The sequence below is a fragment of the Achromobacter sp. KK8 genome (assembly GCF_054188005.1).
The window spans coordinates 4,837,063-4,853,630 of sequence record NZ_CM135178.1 but is presented as its reverse complement, the minus strand read 5'-3'; the positions used below and the strand labels follow the sequence as shown (position 1 = coordinate 4,853,630).

Annotated in this window: 16 protein-coding genes and 2 pseudogenes; 7 read left to right on the top strand and 11 right to left on the bottom strand. The window is 68.9% G+C overall.

Annotated features, from left to right (window positions below):
• Nucleotides 1-50 precede the first annotated feature (50 nt).
• Nucleotides 51-1,445 carry an aminotransferase-like domain-containing protein gene (locus tag ACVN9Z_RS22500; protein WP_006387199.1) on the top strand — a complete coding sequence of 465 codons (1,395 nt, stop codon included), beginning with the start codon at nucleotides 51-53 and terminating at the stop codon, nucleotides 1,443-1,445.
• A 48-nt stretch (nucleotides 1,446-1,493) separates the two neighbouring features.
• Here the strand turns inward: ACVN9Z_RS22500 and ACVN9Z_RS22495 are convergent, their stop codons facing one another.
• Both ACVN9Z_RS22495 and ACVN9Z_RS22490 read right to left on the bottom strand, forming a co-directional pair.
• A complete protein-coding gene (locus ACVN9Z_RS22495) occupies nucleotides 1,494-2,666 on the bottom strand; it encodes an MFS transporter (RefSeq protein WP_054484055.1) in 1,173 nt (390 codons plus the stop codon).
• A gap of 105 nt (nucleotides 2,667-2,771) precedes the next feature.
• A complete protein-coding gene (locus ACVN9Z_RS22490; RefSeq protein ID WP_024069005.1) occupies nucleotides 2,772-3,473 on the bottom strand; it encodes a DAPG hydrolase family protein in 702 nt (233 codons plus the stop codon).
• Between the two features lie 114 nt (nucleotides 3,474-3,587).
• Between ACVN9Z_RS22490 and ACVN9Z_RS22485 the strand changes: the two genes are divergently transcribed.
• A complete protein-coding gene (locus tag ACVN9Z_RS22485; RefSeq protein WP_020927882.1) occupies nucleotides 3,588-4,256 on the top strand; it encodes a TetR/AcrR family transcriptional regulator in 669 nt (222 codons plus the stop codon).
• Here the strand turns inward: ACVN9Z_RS22485 and ACVN9Z_RS22480 are convergent.
• Nucleotides 4,253-4,900, bottom strand: a complete 648-nt coding sequence (locus tag ACVN9Z_RS22480; RefSeq protein WP_006387195.1) for a CerR family C-terminal domain-containing protein — start codon at nucleotides 4,898-4,900, stop codon at nucleotides 4,253-4,255. The genes ACVN9Z_RS22485 and ACVN9Z_RS22480 overlap by 4 nt on opposite strands.
• 111 nt (nucleotides 4,901-5,011) lie before the next feature.
• Nucleotides 5,012-6,268, bottom strand: coding sequence for a M24 family metallopeptidase (locus ACVN9Z_RS22475; protein ID WP_458212651.1), 1,257 nt, complete (start codon nucleotides 6,266-6,268; stop codon nucleotides 5,012-5,014).
• 208 nt (nucleotides 6,269-6,476) lie between these two features.
• Here ACVN9Z_RS22475 and ACVN9Z_RS22470 point away from each other — a divergent pair, with 208 nt between their 5' ends.
• Nucleotides 6,477-7,028 (top strand): Dps family protein, encoded by a 552-nt coding sequence (locus ACVN9Z_RS22470; protein WP_006387193.1) that lies wholly within the window; start codon nucleotides 6,477-6,479, stop codon nucleotides 7,026-7,028.
• A gap of 66 nt (nucleotides 7,029-7,094) precedes the next feature.
• Here ACVN9Z_RS22470 and ACVN9Z_RS22465 read toward each other — a convergent pair whose 3' ends face one another.
• A complete protein-coding gene (locus tag ACVN9Z_RS22465) occupies nucleotides 7,095-7,595 on the bottom strand; it encodes a hypothetical protein (protein WP_006387192.1) in 501 nt (166 codons plus the stop codon).
• Nucleotides 7,596-7,758: 163 nt separating this feature from the next.
• The gene (locus ACVN9Z_RS22460) at nucleotides 7,759-10,563 is read right to left on the bottom strand and encodes an autotransporter domain-containing protein (RefSeq protein WP_458212650.1); all 2,805 of its coding nucleotides are present in this window, start codon (nucleotides 10,561-10,563) and stop codon (nucleotides 7,759-7,761) included.
• Between the two features lie 195 nt (nucleotides 10,564-10,758).
• On the opposite strand from ACVN9Z_RS22460, the gene ACVN9Z_RS22455 reads away from it, so the two are divergent.
• A complete protein-coding gene (locus tag ACVN9Z_RS22455; RefSeq protein WP_257791609.1) occupies nucleotides 10,759-10,881 on the top strand; it encodes a hypothetical protein in 123 nt (40 codons plus the stop codon).
• Between the two features lie 149 nt (nucleotides 10,882-11,030).
• Here ACVN9Z_RS22455 and msrA read toward each other — a convergent pair whose 3' ends face one another.
• Both msrA and msrB read right to left on the bottom strand, forming a co-directional pair.
• Nucleotides 11,031-11,717 (bottom strand): peptide-methionine (S)-S-oxide reductase MsrA, encoded by a 687-nt coding sequence (msrA, locus tag ACVN9Z_RS22450; protein ID WP_020927877.1) that lies wholly within the window; start codon nucleotides 11,715-11,717, stop codon nucleotides 11,031-11,033.
• A gap of 33 nt (nucleotides 11,718-11,750) precedes the next feature.
• Complete coding sequence (msrB, locus tag ACVN9Z_RS22445) at nucleotides 11,751-12,248, bottom strand: peptide-methionine (R)-S-oxide reductase MsrB (RefSeq protein ID WP_038503644.1); 498 nt, start codon at nucleotides 12,246-12,248, stop codon at nucleotides 11,751-11,753.
• On the opposite strand from msrB, the pseudogene ACVN9Z_RS22440 reads away from it, so the two are divergent.
• Nucleotides 12,247-12,546 (top strand): annotated as a pseudogene (locus ACVN9Z_RS22440) (hypothetical protein); the annotation flags it as partial. The gene msrB and the pseudogene ACVN9Z_RS22440 sit on opposite strands and share 2 nt — an antisense overlap.
• Here the strand turns inward: ACVN9Z_RS22440 and ACVN9Z_RS22435 are convergent.
• From ACVN9Z_RS22435 to ACVN9Z_RS22425, 3 genes and pseudogenes are all read right to left on the bottom strand, one after another.
• A pseudogene (locus tag ACVN9Z_RS22435) lies at nucleotides 12,520-12,687 on the bottom strand (pentapeptide MXKDX repeat protein); the annotation flags it as partial. The pseudogenes ACVN9Z_RS22440 and ACVN9Z_RS22435 sit on opposite strands and share 27 nt — an antisense overlap.
• Before the next feature lie 42 nt (nucleotides 12,688-12,729).
• Nucleotides 12,730-13,521, bottom strand: coding sequence for a molybdopterin-dependent oxidoreductase (locus ACVN9Z_RS22430; RefSeq protein WP_006387187.1), 792 nt, complete (start codon nucleotides 13,519-13,521; stop codon nucleotides 12,730-12,732).
• A 10-nt stretch (nucleotides 13,522-13,531) separates the two neighbouring features.
• Entirely contained in the window at nucleotides 13,532-14,170 is a 639-nt protein-coding gene (locus tag ACVN9Z_RS22425; protein ID WP_006387186.1) for a cytochrome b/b6 domain-containing protein, read from the bottom strand.
• Between the two features lie 196 nt (nucleotides 14,171-14,366).
• On the opposite strand from ACVN9Z_RS22425, the gene ACVN9Z_RS22420 reads away from it, so the two are divergent.
• Both ACVN9Z_RS22420 and ACVN9Z_RS22415 read left to right on the top strand, forming a co-directional pair.
• Complete coding sequence (locus ACVN9Z_RS22420) at nucleotides 14,367-15,098, top strand: response regulator transcription factor (protein WP_006387185.1); 732 nt, start codon at nucleotides 14,367-14,369, stop codon at nucleotides 15,096-15,098.
• Nucleotides 15,095-16,567, top strand: a complete 1,473-nt coding sequence (locus tag ACVN9Z_RS22415; RefSeq protein ID WP_112957620.1) for a sensor histidine kinase — start codon at nucleotides 15,095-15,097, stop codon at nucleotides 16,565-16,567. The genes ACVN9Z_RS22420 and ACVN9Z_RS22415 overlap by 4 nt, the downstream gene beginning before the upstream one ends.
• The last annotated feature ends 1 nt before the right edge of the window (nucleotide 16,568 follow it).

Genomic DNA, 16,568 nt, shown 5'->3' with positions numbered 1-16,568 from the left:
TTCAAAATAACTGTTATGCAATACGGTCCAGTACGGTGGAAGGGGAAGTCATGAAACAAGGCGGCACGCGGATCGAGGCGGTCATGGCGCAGGTGCGCTCGCGCATCGCGGCGCGCGCCTATCTGCCGGGCGCGCGCCTGCCGTCGGTGCGGGCGCAGGCGGGCGCCATGGGGGTGTCGGTATCGACGGTGGTCGAGGCGTATGAACGCCTGGCGGCGGAAGGCAGCATCACGTCGCGGCCCGGCTCGGGCTTTTACGTCGCCGGCCCGGTGGCGCCGCTGGCGCTGACCGAGATCGGCCCGCGGCTCGACCGCGAGATCGATCCGCTGTGGGTGTCGCGGCAGTCGCTGGAGGCCGCGCCCGACGCGCTGCGGCCCGGCTGCGGCTGGCTGCCGAGCGCCTGGATGTACGAGGCGGGCATCCGCCGCGCATTGCGCGCCCTGGCCAAGGCCGATTCCCTGGCGCTGACCGAGTACGCCACGCCCCTGGGCCATCCGGGCCTGCGCCAGGTGCTGTCGCGGCGCCTGGCCGCCGCCGGCATCGAGACCACGCCCGAACAGGTCATGCTGGCCGAGTCCGGGACCCAGGCCATCGACCTGATCTGCCGCTTCCTGCTGGAGCCGGGCGATACCGTGCTGGTGGACGATCCCTGCTATTTCAACTTCCATGCCTTGCTCAAGGCGCACCGCGCCCGCGTGGTCAGCGTGCCCTATACGGCGCAAGGCCCTGACGTGGCGCGCTTCGAGGCGGCGCTGCGCGAGCATGCCCCGCGCCTGTACATCACCAACTCGGGCATCCACAACCCCACCGGCGCGACGCTGTCGCCGCTGGTGGCGCACCGCTTGCTCAAGGCGGCCGACGGCGCCGGGCTGGTGATCGTGGAAGACGACATCTTCGCCGACTTCGAGAACGCGCCCGCGCCACGGCTGGCGGCCTTCGATGGCCTGTCGCGCGTGATCCAGATCGGCAGTTTCTCCAAGACGGTGTCGGCTTCGCTGCGCTGCGGCTTCATCGCGGCGCGGGCCGACTGGATCGACAGCCTGGCCGACCTGAAGATCGCCACCACCTTCGGTGGCGGGCGCCTGGCGGCCGACGTGGTGTTCCGCACGCTGACCGACAGCGGCTACCGCAAGCACATGGAATGGGTGCGCCAGCGGCTGGCCGAGGAACGCGAACGGACCACCGCGCGCCTGGCAGCCCTGGGCATCGTGCCGTGGCTCGCGCCCAAGGCCGGCATGTTCCTGTGGTGCCGCCTGCCGGCCGGCGTCGACGCGGCGACGGTGGCGCGCGCCTGCCTGCGCGAAGGCGTGGTGCTGGCGCCGGGCAACGCCTTCAGCGTGTCGCTGAGCGCCGGGGACTGCCTGCGGTTCAACGTCGCGCAGTCCGGCGATCCGCGCGTGTTCGAGACGCTGGCGCGGGCGCTGGAGGGCAGCCGGGCGGGCTGAGCGGTCCGGGCGGCTCGCGCCGCGCGGCTGCCCGACGCGGGCCCGGCCTCAGGCCGCCCGCGCGCGCTTTTCCGCCGCCAGCACCAGCGGAATGGCGCAGGCCGCGCACAGCGCCATCACCAGGAAACCGCCCGGCGCGTAGGCGCGATACAGCGCGCCGCCCAGCTGGATGCTGCCGAACATGAACACGCCGCCCGACAGCAGCGCGTACAGCGCAATGGCCGAGGTCTTGCAGGCCGCCGGCACGCGGCGCGCGATGTACCACATGATGGCGGCGTTGTTGCCCGCCAGCGTGAAGCATTGCAGCAGCTGCAGCGCGGCGATCCAGGCCGGGTCGGTGGTGGCCGACAGGCCGGCCCAGCGCAGCGCCGTCATGGCGGCCGAAACCAGGATCAGCCACTGCGCGCCGACCCGCGCCAGCACCTTGGGCGCGAGGAAGAAAAACAGCACTTCGCTGGCCACGCCCACCGCCCACAGCATCGAGATCAGCGCCGTCGACAGGCCGCGATCGGTCCAGTAGAGCGTGGAATACGAATACAGGAAGCCGTTGCTGGCCTGCACCAGCGAGGCGGCGCCGATGCACAGCAGCAGCGGCCGGTCGCGCAGGATCTCGCGCATCGGCAGCCGCGCGCGCTCGGCGGGCGCCTCGTCGGCGGCGGGACGGGCCGCCCGGGGCAGCAGGCGCACGCAGGCCAGGCAGGCCACGATCAGCAGCATCGACAGCCACATCACCCAGTCGGCGCCGAAGGTCTTGATGAGGTAGCCGCCGGCCACCGTCACCAACGCGAAGCCGAGCGAGCCGCAGGCGCGGATGATGGTGTAGGAGTTGCCCTGGCCGCGGCCGCTGGCGATCGCCATGCGGTCCAGCAGGGGTAGCACCGCCGGGAACACGGCGTTCAGCAACAGCGTGACGCCGAACAGCCAGGCGGGCGCCTGGCTGAACGGATAGCAGATGAATAGCGCCAGCGAGGCGGCCAGCGCGGCGAAGATCAGGCCATGCGCGCCGCCGCGCTGGTCGGCGACGTGCGCCACCACCGGGGTGGACAGGATCTTGGGCAGGAACGAGGTCGCCACGATCAGGCCGATCAGCGCCGGATCGAGTCCGCGGCCGGCGAACCACAGCGGAAGAAAGGGAATGCTGACGCCCTGCAAGCCGTAGTACAGGAAGTAGAACCCATGCAGGGCGATAGCGCCTTGCCGGGCGTCGGGGTTGCCGCGCATAGCGATGTGACGGGAGTGTGGCCGTTGTGAAGCGCCGTAGCATACTCCTTCCGCCGGGCCGGCTCGGCGGCGCCAGCGATCCCTCCCGCCCGGGGCGCGGCGGCGCTACCAGGGCAGGGGCGCCGCCTCGCCGTTGGCGTGCTCGCCGTAATAGAGCGACGGCAGGAAGCGCGACAGGAAGGTGAACTCCGTATAACAGTGGCGCAGCAGGTTCAGCCCCAGCGCGTCCGGCACCGCCTGTTCCGGCCGTTCGCCCGACAGCCCCAGGTAGAAACGGCTGCGCAGCACGCAGCCGAACGGCGTGTCGCGCGTCAGGTGGATCATCTGGCCGTCCATCGGATCGCCGTCCGGGTCGAGCTGGACGTGGTCGCCAAAGCCAATGCGCGCATAGACGGCCGCCGACACGTCCTGGCTGTCCTGCGCCGCGCGCAAGCGCTCGGCGTCGAAGGCCTCTGCGGGCGCGTGGAACTTCAGCCTGGCCGCCACCGGCGGCAGGTCGGCCAGCGACTCGACCGCGTGGATCGAGGCGCCGATGTAGTTTTCACCCCGGCGCCAGGCGCTGTCCCAGCCGCGGTGCTCGACGTGGTCCTGCGGATGCCACCACTTGATGTGCTGGGTGGTCTGGAAGAATTTGAACCACCAGTCGAACATGCGGCCCTTGCAGCCGTGCAGGTCGGTGCGCGCGGCCACCACCAGGCCGCCGCCGGGCAGACGGGTGATGCCGGTCTCGAGCCTGAGCGGCGCGGGGTCGAGCAGACTGTCCATGTCGGCGCGGATGTGCGCCGCGTCGGGATGCGGGGAGGTCATTGCGTAGGCTCCGAGAGGGGGGAAGGCGGATTCTACAATAAAGAAACGTTATTCGTTTCCAAAATAAGCGTAGCGTGTAAGATCGCACTTCATTCACAGGAGCTCCTCCCGACCATGGCATCGTCCCCCTCGCCGCGGCCGCGCGGCCGTCCCGCCCGGCCCGACGCCGAATTGCGCGCGGCCGCGCTGGAGGCCGCCACCTGGCTATTGCTGAACCAGGGCTACGCCGCGGCCACGCTGGAAGCGGTGGCCAAGCGGGCCGGCATGGCCAAGAAAACCGTCTACCGCTTCGCGGCCAATCGCGAGGACCTGGTGGCGCAAGTGGTGCGCGGCTGGACCGACACATTCGAGCCGGTGATGGCGCAGGATGTCGGCAGCGCCGCCGATGTGCTGCCGGCCCTGGCGCGGGTGCTGCAGGCGATCGCCGATCGCGCCCTATCGGCCGACGCCGTCGGCATGTTCCGATTGCTGACCGCCGACTTTCCGGCGCGCGCGGCGCTGTTGGCGGTCTACCAGGAAAATGGCATCGAGCGCGGCACCGCGATGCTGGCCGCGTGGTTCGAGAAGCTCGCCGCGCGGGGTTTCATCCGCATCAGGCAGCCGCGCGAGACGGCCGGCCTGCTGCTGGCCATGACCATCGCCGAGCCATTGCGGCAGATGGCGCTGGGCCTGGCCCAGCCGCTGCCCCAGGGCTCCATCGCGGATCGCATCCAGGCTTGCGTGGCGTTGTTTGCCGGCCAGGGCGAAGTGTTCGCGGTCAGGTCCGGCGCGGCCGTGGACTAGTCGCGAGCGGCCGCCACCGCCGTGGCGCCGACCATGGCGGCGATCTCGGCGACCATGGCGCGGGTCAGGCGGCCGGTTCCCAGGCGCCGCAACAGCGCTTCGCGCGCCACGGCAAAGACAATGGCCTGTCCCAGAATGGCGTGGGCGCGCAGGATGCAGCCGCGGCTGTCGGGCGCTTCCCCCCGGATGACGGCGACGCGCCGCGTCACCGCTTCGTGCAGGGGCATGAACAGCACGGCGTGGATGGCTTCGAATTTGGGAGTGGGTTGCAGCTGTTCGCGCGCCAGCAGCAGGCTGCGGGCGGCGGACGCCTCGGAATCCAGCAACGCGGCCGCGAAGCCGCGCATGATCGCTTCCAGTTGCAGCGCCGCGTCGGCTGCTGTGCGGGGCGCGGCATCCGGCCAGTCCAGCCGTTCGGCGATGGCTTGCGCCGTCTGCTCCAGTACGGCTGCATAGACGCCTTCCTTGCCGCCGAAATGATACGGAATGGCGGATTGGTTGACGCCGGCGGCCTGCGCCAGCTGGCGCGTGCGCACGCCTTCGAGGCCCAGCTGGCTGAACAGGGCCAGTCCGGCCCGCAGCAGCCGGTCGCGCGTGTCGGCGGCGCGCTCGGTGGCAGGGGATTCAGTCGTCGATGTACTCATGTGCGTTCTTGCTTCGCGTGTCTTCGGCCTGGGCCGGCACGGGGAAGGCCCCCCGGCCGCGCGCCAGGATAGCAGGGCCTGGGTCCGCGCCGGCGATCCTGGCGGCGAAGGCTAGCCGTCGGCGAGCATCAGCCGGGTCGAATTCCGGTTCAGGGCGATGCCGCCATTTTCACCCACGATCACCGTGCCGCCGATGTTGGCCAGATGGCGCCCGAAGCCGCAGTTGGGCTCGAACGCGAAGCACATGCCGGCTTGCAGCGGAAGATCCCGGCCCACGGTCGGCAGGGGCCGCAGTTGCGGATAGCGCGCGGCCTCGGGCAGGGATTCTATCCCCGGCGCGGTGCCGAAGCCCACCGGACCGTAGGGGTTTATGCTGTGGACCAGGGGATGCACGTGCCAGCCGCCGGATTCCAGCAAAGGCGCCTCCATGGCGTCGACCAGATCGCCAAACGTATTGCCCACGCGCAGCGCCGCCAGGCCGCTTTCATAGCAGGCGCGGGCGACGTCGGCGGAGCGATGGATGTCCGGGTGGACCTCGCCGATCGCCACCGCCGCCTGGTGCTGCGTTTCCATCAAGCCATAGAGCGCGAAGATCTCCGACAGCACGATGTCGCCCTCGCGCAGCAGCCGGGGCCGCTGCGACCGGTACTGCCACGCGGGCGGTCCCCAGCCGACATACTCCGGGCCGGTTCCCAGCAGCACTTCGGCGGTGTAGCCGCCCATGGCGAAGCAGGTGGCGGTGACGGCGGCCACCAGGTCGGCTTCGCTGACCCCCGGCCGGGCCGTGGCGCGCAGTGTTTCGCTCATGGCCTCGCCGATATGGGCGGCGTAGCGGACCAGGCCGAGTTCTTCCTCGCTCTTGACCGATGCCAGCCGGAAGAAGGCTTTGTACACGGGGACGAGTTCCGCCTTGGGCAAGGCCTGCGCCAGGCCCTGCAGGGTGCGCGCGGGCAGGGCGCCGTCGAAATAGAAGGGCGGATAGGGTTCCAGCCCGATGATGCCGACGCGGCTGCCGTCCAGCCCGCGTTCAGCCAGCCAGGCGCCGACGTCGCGGCCCGTCTTGCCCACGTACAGCTGTTCCGGCGCGATCCATTGCAGGTCGCCGCGCAGCGCCGACTGGATGTGGTCGGCGATCATCAGCGAGGCGAAGGTATAGACCCTGGGCGCTTCGTCGCCGATGAAGACCACCAGCGATCCGGGGCGGTCGTTGCTGAAGTAGCAATCGGGCGAAAAACCGGCGGGCGCGGCCGCTTCGCGGTCGCCATAGACGACCAGCGCCTGCAGGCCTTCGGCCCGCATGAGGTCGCGGGCCAGGTTCCAGCGCCGGTTTCTTTCCGCCAGCGACAGCGGGGCGGGAGGGGTGTTCATGCGTGTTCCTTGGTTTGGGTCGGAATGCGCAGATTAATTCATTCAAATGAATGAATCAAGGCGACTATCAGGCCCGGTGCGACGGCGAGCAGCCGGTTTGCGTTTGTCCCATTGGCAAAGCGCCCGTACGGGATTACCCTGGGGTGTGGCGGCGCGATCGATCGCGCCGCGCGCGTGTTTTCCGAATCATTTCCAGGAGCTGCGATTCATGGCCAAGAAACTGAATGAGAAGACCACCAAGGCGGCAAAGACGCTGCGCAAGCGTCCGCTGGCGACCCCCACAGACCTGGCCGCCGCCGCCACCCGCGACATCTCCGCGGTGCTGAACCAGGTGCTGGCCGACGTGTTCGCGCTGTACCTGAAGACCAAGAATTTCCATTGGCACGTCAGCGGGCCGCATTTTCGCGACTACCATCTGCTGCTCGATGAACAGGGCGACCAACTGTTCGCCATGACCGATCCGATCGCCGAGCGCATCCGCAAGATCGGCGGCACCACGCTGCGTTCCATCGGCCATATCTCGCGCAGCCAGCGCATCGCCGACAACGACGCCGACTACGTGCAGCCGCTCGACATGCTGGCCGAGCTGCGCGAAGACAACAAGACCCTGGCGGCCACGCTGCGCGAGGCCCACAACGTTACCGACGAACATCGCGACATCGCCAGCTCCAGCCTGATCGAGAACTGGATCGACGAGACCGAGCGGCGTACCTGGTTCCTGTTCGAGGCCAGCCGGCAGGGCGACAGCACCGGCCATTGAGCGGCGCTTGCGAGAGCCCGGGGGCGCTCGCGCCGCCCGGCGCCCTTCATGTGGCGGGGCCCGGCGTCAGCCGTCCCGCCCAAAACCGCCGCTGGCCCATTCCTGGGCGCGCCGCACGTTCAGCTTGTACGTCGGCGCAACCTGGATCCGGGCCAATTCGTCGCCCGATTCATCGTAGGCGCTGAGCACGGCGTAGGGCTCGTCTTCGTCCGGAACGATGTCCAGCTTGATCGTCAGGCGGCCGTTGGCGCCGTCGATCTTTACGCTCTTGTGCAGCGTGGCGTGCAACTGCTGTTCGTGGCGGCGCAGGACTTCGTTGGCGGTCTTGACCAGGGTGGAGAATGCGGGGCCGTCCAGCGGCTTGGGGTTCTTCTTGTCGCGGCCCATGGTCCAGGGCCCCACCAGCGCCGGTTCGGCCTGCCCGTCCAGGGTCATCTCGACGGCCCAGCCGTCGTCGTCCTCGTTCTTGATGATGCGCGCGGTCCAGCCGTCGTCGCGCCACAGCGTGGCGGTCTGTTCCTTGCGGTATTCGGACACGTCGGTGTCCGGCGTGGGGGAGTCATTCACTGCGGTGCTTTTCCTGGATGCATGGATTCAAGGCCGCGGCAGTCATGGATGCCCGCGGCACCCCCGCACTGTAGCGCAATGGCGGCGCCGTTTGCCCGCGCCCGGCGCCGCGGCGTGCCGCGGACGTCACGATCGCGACGCCCGCGGCCTGGCCGGCGCTGGCCTAGAAGCGCATGGCCAGCTTGAACAGGCCCGACTGCTGCCGGTTGCCGCCGCCGAACTGCGCGTCGTAGGCAACGCCCGCGGTGGTGTTGCGCGTGATGGCCATTTCGGCGCCCAGCCCGACCACGGCGGCGTTCTGCGCGATCGGCACGCCCCGCACCGAGAACGTGCTGCCGCCGTCGAAGGCCAGCTCCTGGCGCGGCTTCACGTCGCCCATGGCGTGGCGCCAGCCCAGCGATGCGGTCAGGCGGCCCGGCGCGCCGTGCGAATCGAAGCGCCATGAGCCGCGCATTCCCAGCGTGGTGCTGGTAACGTCGTCCGAGCCGCCCTTGCCGCGCAGCGCGGCGCTGCCGCCCGATTCCTCGAAATCGCGCGTGCGCAGCTGGTTCCAGGCCAGGCCGGCAAAGGGTTCGATGGCGTAGGCGTCATTGAGCGGCAGGTGGTAGCCGAGTTCGGTGAACACCTGGGTCGACGAGGCGCGATACGACGACTTGAGCTGCTGGTTCAGGCTGCCGGCGGCCACGTTGCGCTTGGTGTCGATGTCGTGCCAGGTGTAGGCCGCGCCCGCCATGAAGCGGACGTGGCCGGGGCCGGCCGCGAAGTTGCGCCCGCCGAACAGGGTCGCGGTGTAGCTGTCGACGTCGGTGCGCGATGCGGCATCGGCGATCGAGCTGTGGCTGCCCGTGTAGCCGAGCGCGCCGCCCAGGCGCCAGCCGCCGCCGACCGCGCCGTCGCCGCCGACGAAGAAGCCGCCGGCCGACTGCTTCACGCTCGATGCGTTGCCGTCGCCGCCGAGCGTGCTCCAGTTGCCGAAGGCCTGGGCCCAGAGCGGCGAGGCGCCGCTTTGCGGCAGGGCGTCGGCGGAAGGCGAGCCCAGCTGGGCGGTGGGCAGGCCGGCGCGCATGGGCGCGTCCAGGTTGCCGCGCAGGTGCTCCAGCGGCAGCGCGCGCACGGTGTCCGCCTGGCCTTGCAGCACCGAGGCTGTGCTCGCGTAGGCTTCACCCGCGAGCAGCTTGAGGGCCGATCGCGCTTCGTTCGCCGTCATCGACAGCACCGCCGTCGTCACCTGGCGCGCGCCGGAACCCTGGACCGACGCGTTGCCGCTGCCGATGACGGCCGATCCGCCACCCGGCGACGCGTCATTGCCGTTGGACGGCGAACCGTTGCCGTTGGACGACGAGCCAGTGCCGGCCACGGGCGGGTCTTCCTTGTCGAGGGCTTCGCCCACGCTGCTTTCGTTGCCGCCATTGCCGATGCTGCCGATCGGGACGTCATTGCGCGTCAGCGTCATGTAGGCGTTTTTCGTGTCGTAGCTGAGCGTGGGCGTAAGGAAGGCATAGGCGCTGGAGGCGCCCGTGAAGCGACCCTGGATGCCGCCGTCGGCGGTCAGGATGTTGTAGGTGGCGCGCGGCGCATAGTTGCCGGCCGGCCCGATGTGCGCCACGGTCCCGTCCAGGCTGGCGATGCCGGTGACGTGGATGCGATCGCTCGCGCTGCTGGCCGGGTCGGCGTGCACGCGATAGATCGTGTCCGCGCCGAAGGTCAGGTTGCCGTTGATTGTCAGCGTGCCGATGGGCGAGCCGTCATTGCCGGGCGCGATGACGGCGGTGGGGTAGAGCGTGGTGGCGCCGAGTTGGCCGACGCCCGCCAGCACGACTTCGCGGCCGATGTCGACGGGGCCGTTCAACTTGCCGTCGATTTCCAGGGCGCCGTCGGCGATCAGGATGGGGCCGCTCAGGCCGCTGCTGTCGGCGGTCAGGATCAGCGACCCCGGGCCGGTCTTGACGAAGCCTTGCGTGCCTTGCAGCGGGTTGTGGATGGTGTCGACGAACTGGCCGGAGGCATAGGTGCCGTCGCCAACCACCAGGGCCGGCGGATTGCCGCCGTTGCCGACCAGGGTGATGGGCGCGCCTTGCAGGGTGTAGCGGTCGGTGGCGAACTGGATGCCGGACACGCGCACGGGGCCGGCGCCGCCATCCACCGTGACGGTGCCGGTCGCGCCCGCGAATATGGCGTAGCCGCCGTCGGGCAGCGCGCCGGTGGCATTGGCCGGGCTGTTCCAGTTGGCGCTGGCGGCGCTCCAGGTGCCGTTGCCGCCGCCCGCGCGGGTCGCCGACGCCACGCCGTTGCCATTCCACAGATTGGTCGTGCTGGGGCCCAGGATGAGGTTGATCTGCTTGTCGCCGGTGAGCGACTGGATGGTCGCGGCCGGCAGCGAGTCGCCGCTGACCGTGCCCAGCGTCAGGCCGTTGCCGCTCAATGTGCCGCCGTACGACAGGATGCGGTAATAGCCGGCGTTGACGCCCAGGGTGTTGACCGACACGTTCAGCGTGGTGTTGTTCAGGGCGACGTTGCCGCCGACCGTGATGTTGTCGCCGGTGCCGGGTTGCGTGATCGGCAGGCCCGCGTAGCCGGTCTCGAAATCGAACACGGCGTTGTTCATCGACAGGTCGCCCTTGACGACGAGGTTGCCGTTGGACACGCCGGTCGGCGTGCCGACCGGGTACCCGGGCGCGACGCGCGCGCCCGTCACGTCGAGATTGCCGTCGATCGTGCCGAAGCCCGACACCGTGCCGTTCGACGCGGCGTTGACGTTGCCGGCAAGGGTGACGCCGGCGCCGCCGCCGTTGCCGCCCACCACCAGCGTGCCGCCGTTGACGTCAATGCCGCCCGGCAGGCTGGCCGAGCCGTCGAACACCTGGGTATTGCCGGACCTCACCGTCAGGTCGGCGGCCATGGCGGCGCCGCAGCAGGAGGTACTCAATGCGACCGTGGCCGTCAGCCACTTGTTCGTGCGGTAAGTCAAGACTGGGATCCTTTTTGTCGCGGCCCAGCGTGTGGAATCCATGCGTATCCGCCCGCGGAAATACGGTTTCCGTGCGCGGAAATATTTTGTATGGATTCGACTGGCCCGTAGAAAAAGGACGCAATTTATACCCGCTTTTTTGCAAAATAAAAAATTATCCCCGAGATACCATCCAAATCGAGGTAATCAATATGAATGGATACCAACCGCCTTGTTTTTATTGGAGTTTTGGATACCGGCCGAATTATCAAAATGGCGGGAATTGATACATTCGATATTATGTTTCAGGCACGAAAACTGCTGATTCCGGATTTTTGAAATCCATTCGTTTTTATTATTTATCCGGCTGGATTGGCCGGCTTGTCGAATTGCCGCGAGGCGGCAGCGGGCGGGCGCCGCCGGCCGGATGCGGCGGCGCCCGCCAGGCCGACATGCCGTCGCCAGGCGTGGCCAACGCCGCCGACCGTCTATGGATTCACCAGCACCGGCTTGTCGCGGTACGCCGCCGGGAAGGTCCGGGCCAGGTTCTCCACCTTGGGCACGTCGTTCACCATGATGTACATGCTGTACGGATGCCGCACCAGGTAGTCCTGGTGATAGCCCTCGGCGGGATAGAAGCCCTTGAGCGGCTCGACCGTGGTCGCCAGCGCCTTCGGGTAGACGCCCGACTTGTTCAGTTGCGCGATGTAGGCCTCGGCCACTTTGCGCTGGTCGTCATTGGCCGGGAACACCGTGGACCGGTACTGCGTGCCGCTGTCCGGACCCTGGCGGTTGAGCTGGGTGGGATCGTGCGCCACCGAGAAATAGATCTGCAGCAGCTGGCCATAGCTGACCTGGCTGGGGTCGTAGGTGATCTCGACGGATTCCGCGTGGCCGCTGCGGCCGCCGCTGACGGTGTCGTAGTCGGCGGTGGACGCCTGGCCGCCGGCGTAGCCGGAGACCGCCGAGGTGACGCCCTTGACGTGCTGGAACACCGCCTGCACTCCCCAGAAGCAGCCGCCGGCGATCACGGCCTTTTCCTGGGCCGCGCCGGCCGGGGCGTCGAGCGCGGGCGGCGGAATGACGAAGGCGGTTTCGGCGGCGCCGGCCGAGCCCAGGGCGAACAGGGCGCCGGCGGCGGCCAGCGTGGCGCGGGAGAGGGAAAGAAGGGGCATGATGCGCAATCCTCGAAAAAAAGGCGGCCCAGGTCAGGCCTGCGGGGTGAAGCTCATGGCCACGCCGTTCATGCAGTAGCGCAGTCCGGTCGGGCGCGGCCCGTCGTCGAAGACGTGGCCCAGATGGCCGCCGCAGTTGCTGCAATTGACGGCGGTGCGGGTCATGCCGAAGCTGCGGTCTTCCAGCGTGTCGACGGCGCGTTCCAGCGGCTGCCAGAAGCTGGGCCAGCCCGTGCCGCTGTCGAACTTGGTGGCCGACGAGAACAGCTTCTGGGCGCAGCCGGCGCAGGCGAACGTGCCGGCGCGGTGCTCGTCGTTGAGCGGGCTGGTGTAGGGCCGTTCGGTGCCTTCCTGGCGCAGCACGTCGTATTGCGCCTTGGTCAGCCGGGCGCGCCATTCGGCGTCGCTCAGGGCATAGGGATAGGCGCGGGGCTGCGCGGCACGGGCGCCACGCCCGGCCAGCAGCGGCGCCAGGCCGGCGGCGGCGAATACACCGCTCGCGCCCAGGAAATGCCTGCGTGTCAGTTTCATGGGAAGTTCCTCGGTGAATGGCTCATGGGGGCCGCGTGGCCGCGGGCCGGCCGTCGGCGCGGCCGGGCCGGCGCCGACGGGGCGGTCGGCAGGCCTACTTGCCCATGCTGTCCTTGCTCATGGAGCCGCCCTTGGACATGCCGTCCTTCGACATACCGCCCTTGGACATCCCGTCTTTCGACATGCCATCCTTGGCCATGCCGTCCTTCTTCATGCCGTCGTGCGACATGCCGTCCTTGGACATGGAGTTCTTCGACATGCCATCCTTGGCCATGCCGTCCTTCGACATGCCGTCCTTCGACATGCCGTCCTTCGACATGCCATCTTTCGACATGCCGCTCTTGGCCATGCCGTCCTTGGACATGTTGTCGGCCGCGTGCGCGGCAACCGCGCCAAAAGCCAGGCACAGCGAAAATGCGGCGGTGGTGAGTGTCTTCATGATGCGTTCCTCTGGTGTTTCGTGGTGGAAAGAAAAAAGCACCTAGCTGCCGCCGAACCAGTTGTAGCCCTGGTCCTCCCAGTAACCGCCCGGGTAGGTGTTGGTGACGAAAATCGCCTGGATGTGCTTGGGGTTCTTGTAGCCAAGCTTGGTGGGCATCCGCAGCTTCATCGGGAAGCCGTACTCCGGCGGCAGCGTCTGGCCGTCGTAGGTCAGCGCCAGGATCGTCTGCGGATGCAATGCGGTGGGCATGTCGATGCTGGTGTAGTAGTCGTCGGCGCACTTGAAGCCGACGTACTTCGCCGTCAGGTCGGCGCCCACGCGCTTCAGGAAGGCCGAGAACGGCACGCCGCCCCATTTGCCGATGGCGCTCCAGCCTTCGACGCAGATGTGGCGCGTGACCTGGTCGATCTGCGCCATGGCGCGCAGCTCGTCCAGCCGCCAGCGGCGCTTGTCCGCCACCAGGCCGGTGACCTCCAGCCGGAAGCTCTCTTCCTCGACCTGCCGCACCTCGTCGATGCCGTAATAGGCATTGAACGGGAACGGGCGGGTGATCATCGATTCCGGGTAGGTGGGTGCCAGCTTGTTCGGGTCGAAGATCCAGCCCTGCACGCGATCGTTGAAGCGCGACACCGCGGTCAGCGCCTTTTCGACGTTTTCGTCGTCGGACAGCGTGCAGCCGGACAGCATCGCCAGCCCGCCCAGCGTCAGGCCGCGGCGCAGGAAGGCCCGGCGCGAGGGCGCCTCGACCCGCTTGTCCAGGATCTTCACGGCTTCCTTGAGGATGGCGGGGCCGTCCAGGCCCAGCAGCGACAGGCGTCGTTTTGCGCTCACGAGAGTCTCCTTATTTGCCGCGGATCATGGCGATGAGGCTGCGCGGCACCAGCGCCACCATGACCAGGTGCACCGCCACGAACGCCACCAGCAGCGCCATGGCGAAGAAATGGATGCGGCGCGCGAATTCATAGCCGCCCAGCAGCGTGCGCAGCGTGTCGAACTGCACCGACTTCCACAGCACCAGGCCCGACAGGACCAGCACCGTGATATCCGCGATGACGAACAGATAGGCCAGCCGCTGCACCTGGTTGTAGTGGCGCGGGTCGGCATGCGACAGCTTGCCGCGCAGGGCCGCGGCCAGGTCGCGGGCGACGCCGCGCGGGCCGACCGGGAAGAACTTGCGCCACAGGCGGCCGGTGGTCAGGTTCAGCCCCAGGTAGAGCAGGCCGTTGACCAGCAGCAGCCACATGCCGGCGAAGTGCCATTGCAGCGCGCCGCCCAGCCAGCCGCCCAGGGTGGCGCCGTTGGGAAAGGTGAAGTCGAAGAACGGCGCGGCGTTGTAAATGCGCCAGCCGCTGGTCACCATGATGACCACGGCCAGCGCATTGAGCCAATGCATGATGCGCAGCCAGCCGGGATGGACCGGGCCGCGGCTGTCGGGCGCCGGGGCGGCGGGGGCGTCTGGGGTGGCGGGCGTGGCCATCATGGCGGGGCTCCTCGGGGAGGCGGTTGTTGTCGTTGGAGCCATTCTTCCCCGGCGCCGATATCGAAGTCCTCACGCAAACTTAAAATAAATGTGATAACTCGCCGGCCATGGATTGGCGACAATAGCGCTGCCGGGGCGGATCGCCCGCGCCCGGCGTTGTCCGCGGCCCCGGCCGCCACCCTTGCACCGAGCCCCTATGGATACGCCCCGCCGCGTCCTGATCGTCGAAGACGACGCCCACATCGCCGAATTGCTGCGCCTGCACCTGCGTGACGAGGGCTATGCCGTCGAGTACGCCGCCGACGGCAACGAAGGCATGCGCCGGCTCGAAGAGGGCGGCTGGGACGCGCTGGTGCTGGACCTGATGCTGCCCGGCATCGACGGCCTGGAAATCTGCAAGCGCGCCCGCGCCATGACACGCTACACCCCGATCATCATCACCAGCGCCCGCTCCAGCGAGGTGCACCGCATCCTCGGCCTGGAACTGGGCGCCGACGACTACCTGGCCAAGCCGTTCTCGATGCTGGAGCTGGTGGCGCGGGTGCGCGCGCTGCTGCGCCGCACCGAGGCGCTGGAGCGCAATGCCCGCATCGACGCCGGCAGCCTGCGCCAGCACGGCGTGGCCATCGACCCGATCGCCCGCACCGCCTCGGTCGACGAGCGCCGGCTGGAACTGACGCCGCGTGAATTCGACCTGCTGCATTTCTTCGCCCGCAACCCGGACAAGGTGTTCTCGCGGCTGGATCTGTTGAACCAGGTGTGGGGCTACCAGCACGAAGGCTACGAGCACACCGTCAACACCCACATCAACCGGTTGCGCACCAAGATCGAGGCCGATCCGTCCAATCCCCAGCGCATCCTGACGGTCTGGGGGCGTGGCTACAAGTTCGCGGCGGCGCCGGGCGCGCCGGCGGAGCCGACGCCATGAAGCGCCTGACGCTGACCCAGCGCCTGTCGGCGGTATTCGCCTTGCTGCTGCTGGCCTGCTGCGGCGCGTCGGCCTGGCTGCAGATCTCGGCCAACCTGCGCTACGAACAGGAAGTGGTGCAGCGGCTGTCCAGCGGCCTGGCGCAGCACATCGCCGGCACCAACGAGCTGATGGACGCCAATGGCTGGAAGCCGGAGGCGGTGCGCTCGCTGTTCTCGATGCTGATGATGGTGAATCCGGCGGTCGAGGTCTACCTGCTGGACAACGACGGCCGCATCGTCGGCGACGCGGCGCCGCCCGGGCAGATCAAGCGCGACCGCGTGGATCTGGCGCCGGTGCGCCGCTTCCTGGCGGGCGGGGCGCTGCCGATCGCGGGCGACGATCCGCGCCACCTGGATACCGCCAAGGTGTTCTCGGCCGCCCCGGTGCGCGTGGCGGGGCGCGAGCAGGGTTATGTCTATGTGGTGCTGCAAGGCCAGGCGCACGACGCGCTGGCCATGGCGGCCTCGCGCAGCGCGGTGCTGCGCACCACCCTGTGGTCGATCGCGCTGGTGGCCTTGCTGGGCCTGGTGGCGGGCCTGGCGGCATTCGGCCTGATCACGCGGCCGCTGCGGGGGCTGACGCGCGCGGTGCGCGCCTTCGGCGACGACGGCGGCCGCGCGCTGGCCGCGCTGGAAAAGCCGGCCGACGCCGGCGATACCAGCGGCGACGAGATTTCGCTGCTGCGCCGCAGCTTCGTGCAGATGGGACGGCGCATCTCCGAGCAGTGGCGCGAACTGACACGCCAGGACCAGCAGCGGCGCGACCTGGTGGCGAACATCTCGCACGACCTGCGCACGCCGCTGACCTCGCTGCACGGCTATCTGGAAACGCTGCGGCTCAAGGACGAAACGCTGGACGCGGCCGAGCGCCGCCGCTACCTGGATATCGCGCTGGCGCAGAGCCGCAAGGTCGGCCGGCTGGCGCAGGAATTGTTCGAGCTGGCGCGGCTGGAGTCCGGGCTGGTGCGGCTGGAGCCTGAAACGTTCTCGCTGCCCGAGCTGGCGCAGGACGTGATCCAGAAATTCGAGTTGGCCGCCGAGGCGCGCCAGCAGCGGCTTACCACCGCCATCGACCAGGAACTGCCGCCGGTGCGCGCCGACCTGGGCATGATCGAGCGGGTGCTGACCAATCTGCTGGACAATGCCATCCGCCACACGGCCCCGGGCGGGCGCATCGAGCTGCGCCTGGGCGCGGCGCGCGGCGGCGTGCAGGTGCGGGTCAGCGACAACGGCGCGGGCATTCCCGAAGCCTTGCGCGCCGGCCTGTTCACCCGCGCCTCGGTGCTGGCCAACGGGCCGCGCGATGGCGGCGGGCTGGGGCTGGTGATCGTGCACCGCATCCTGCAACTGCACCACAGCGACATCCGGTTGGTGGAGCGGCCCGAGCCCGGCGCGGTATTCGAGTTCGACCTGCCGGCGGCGCGCTGAG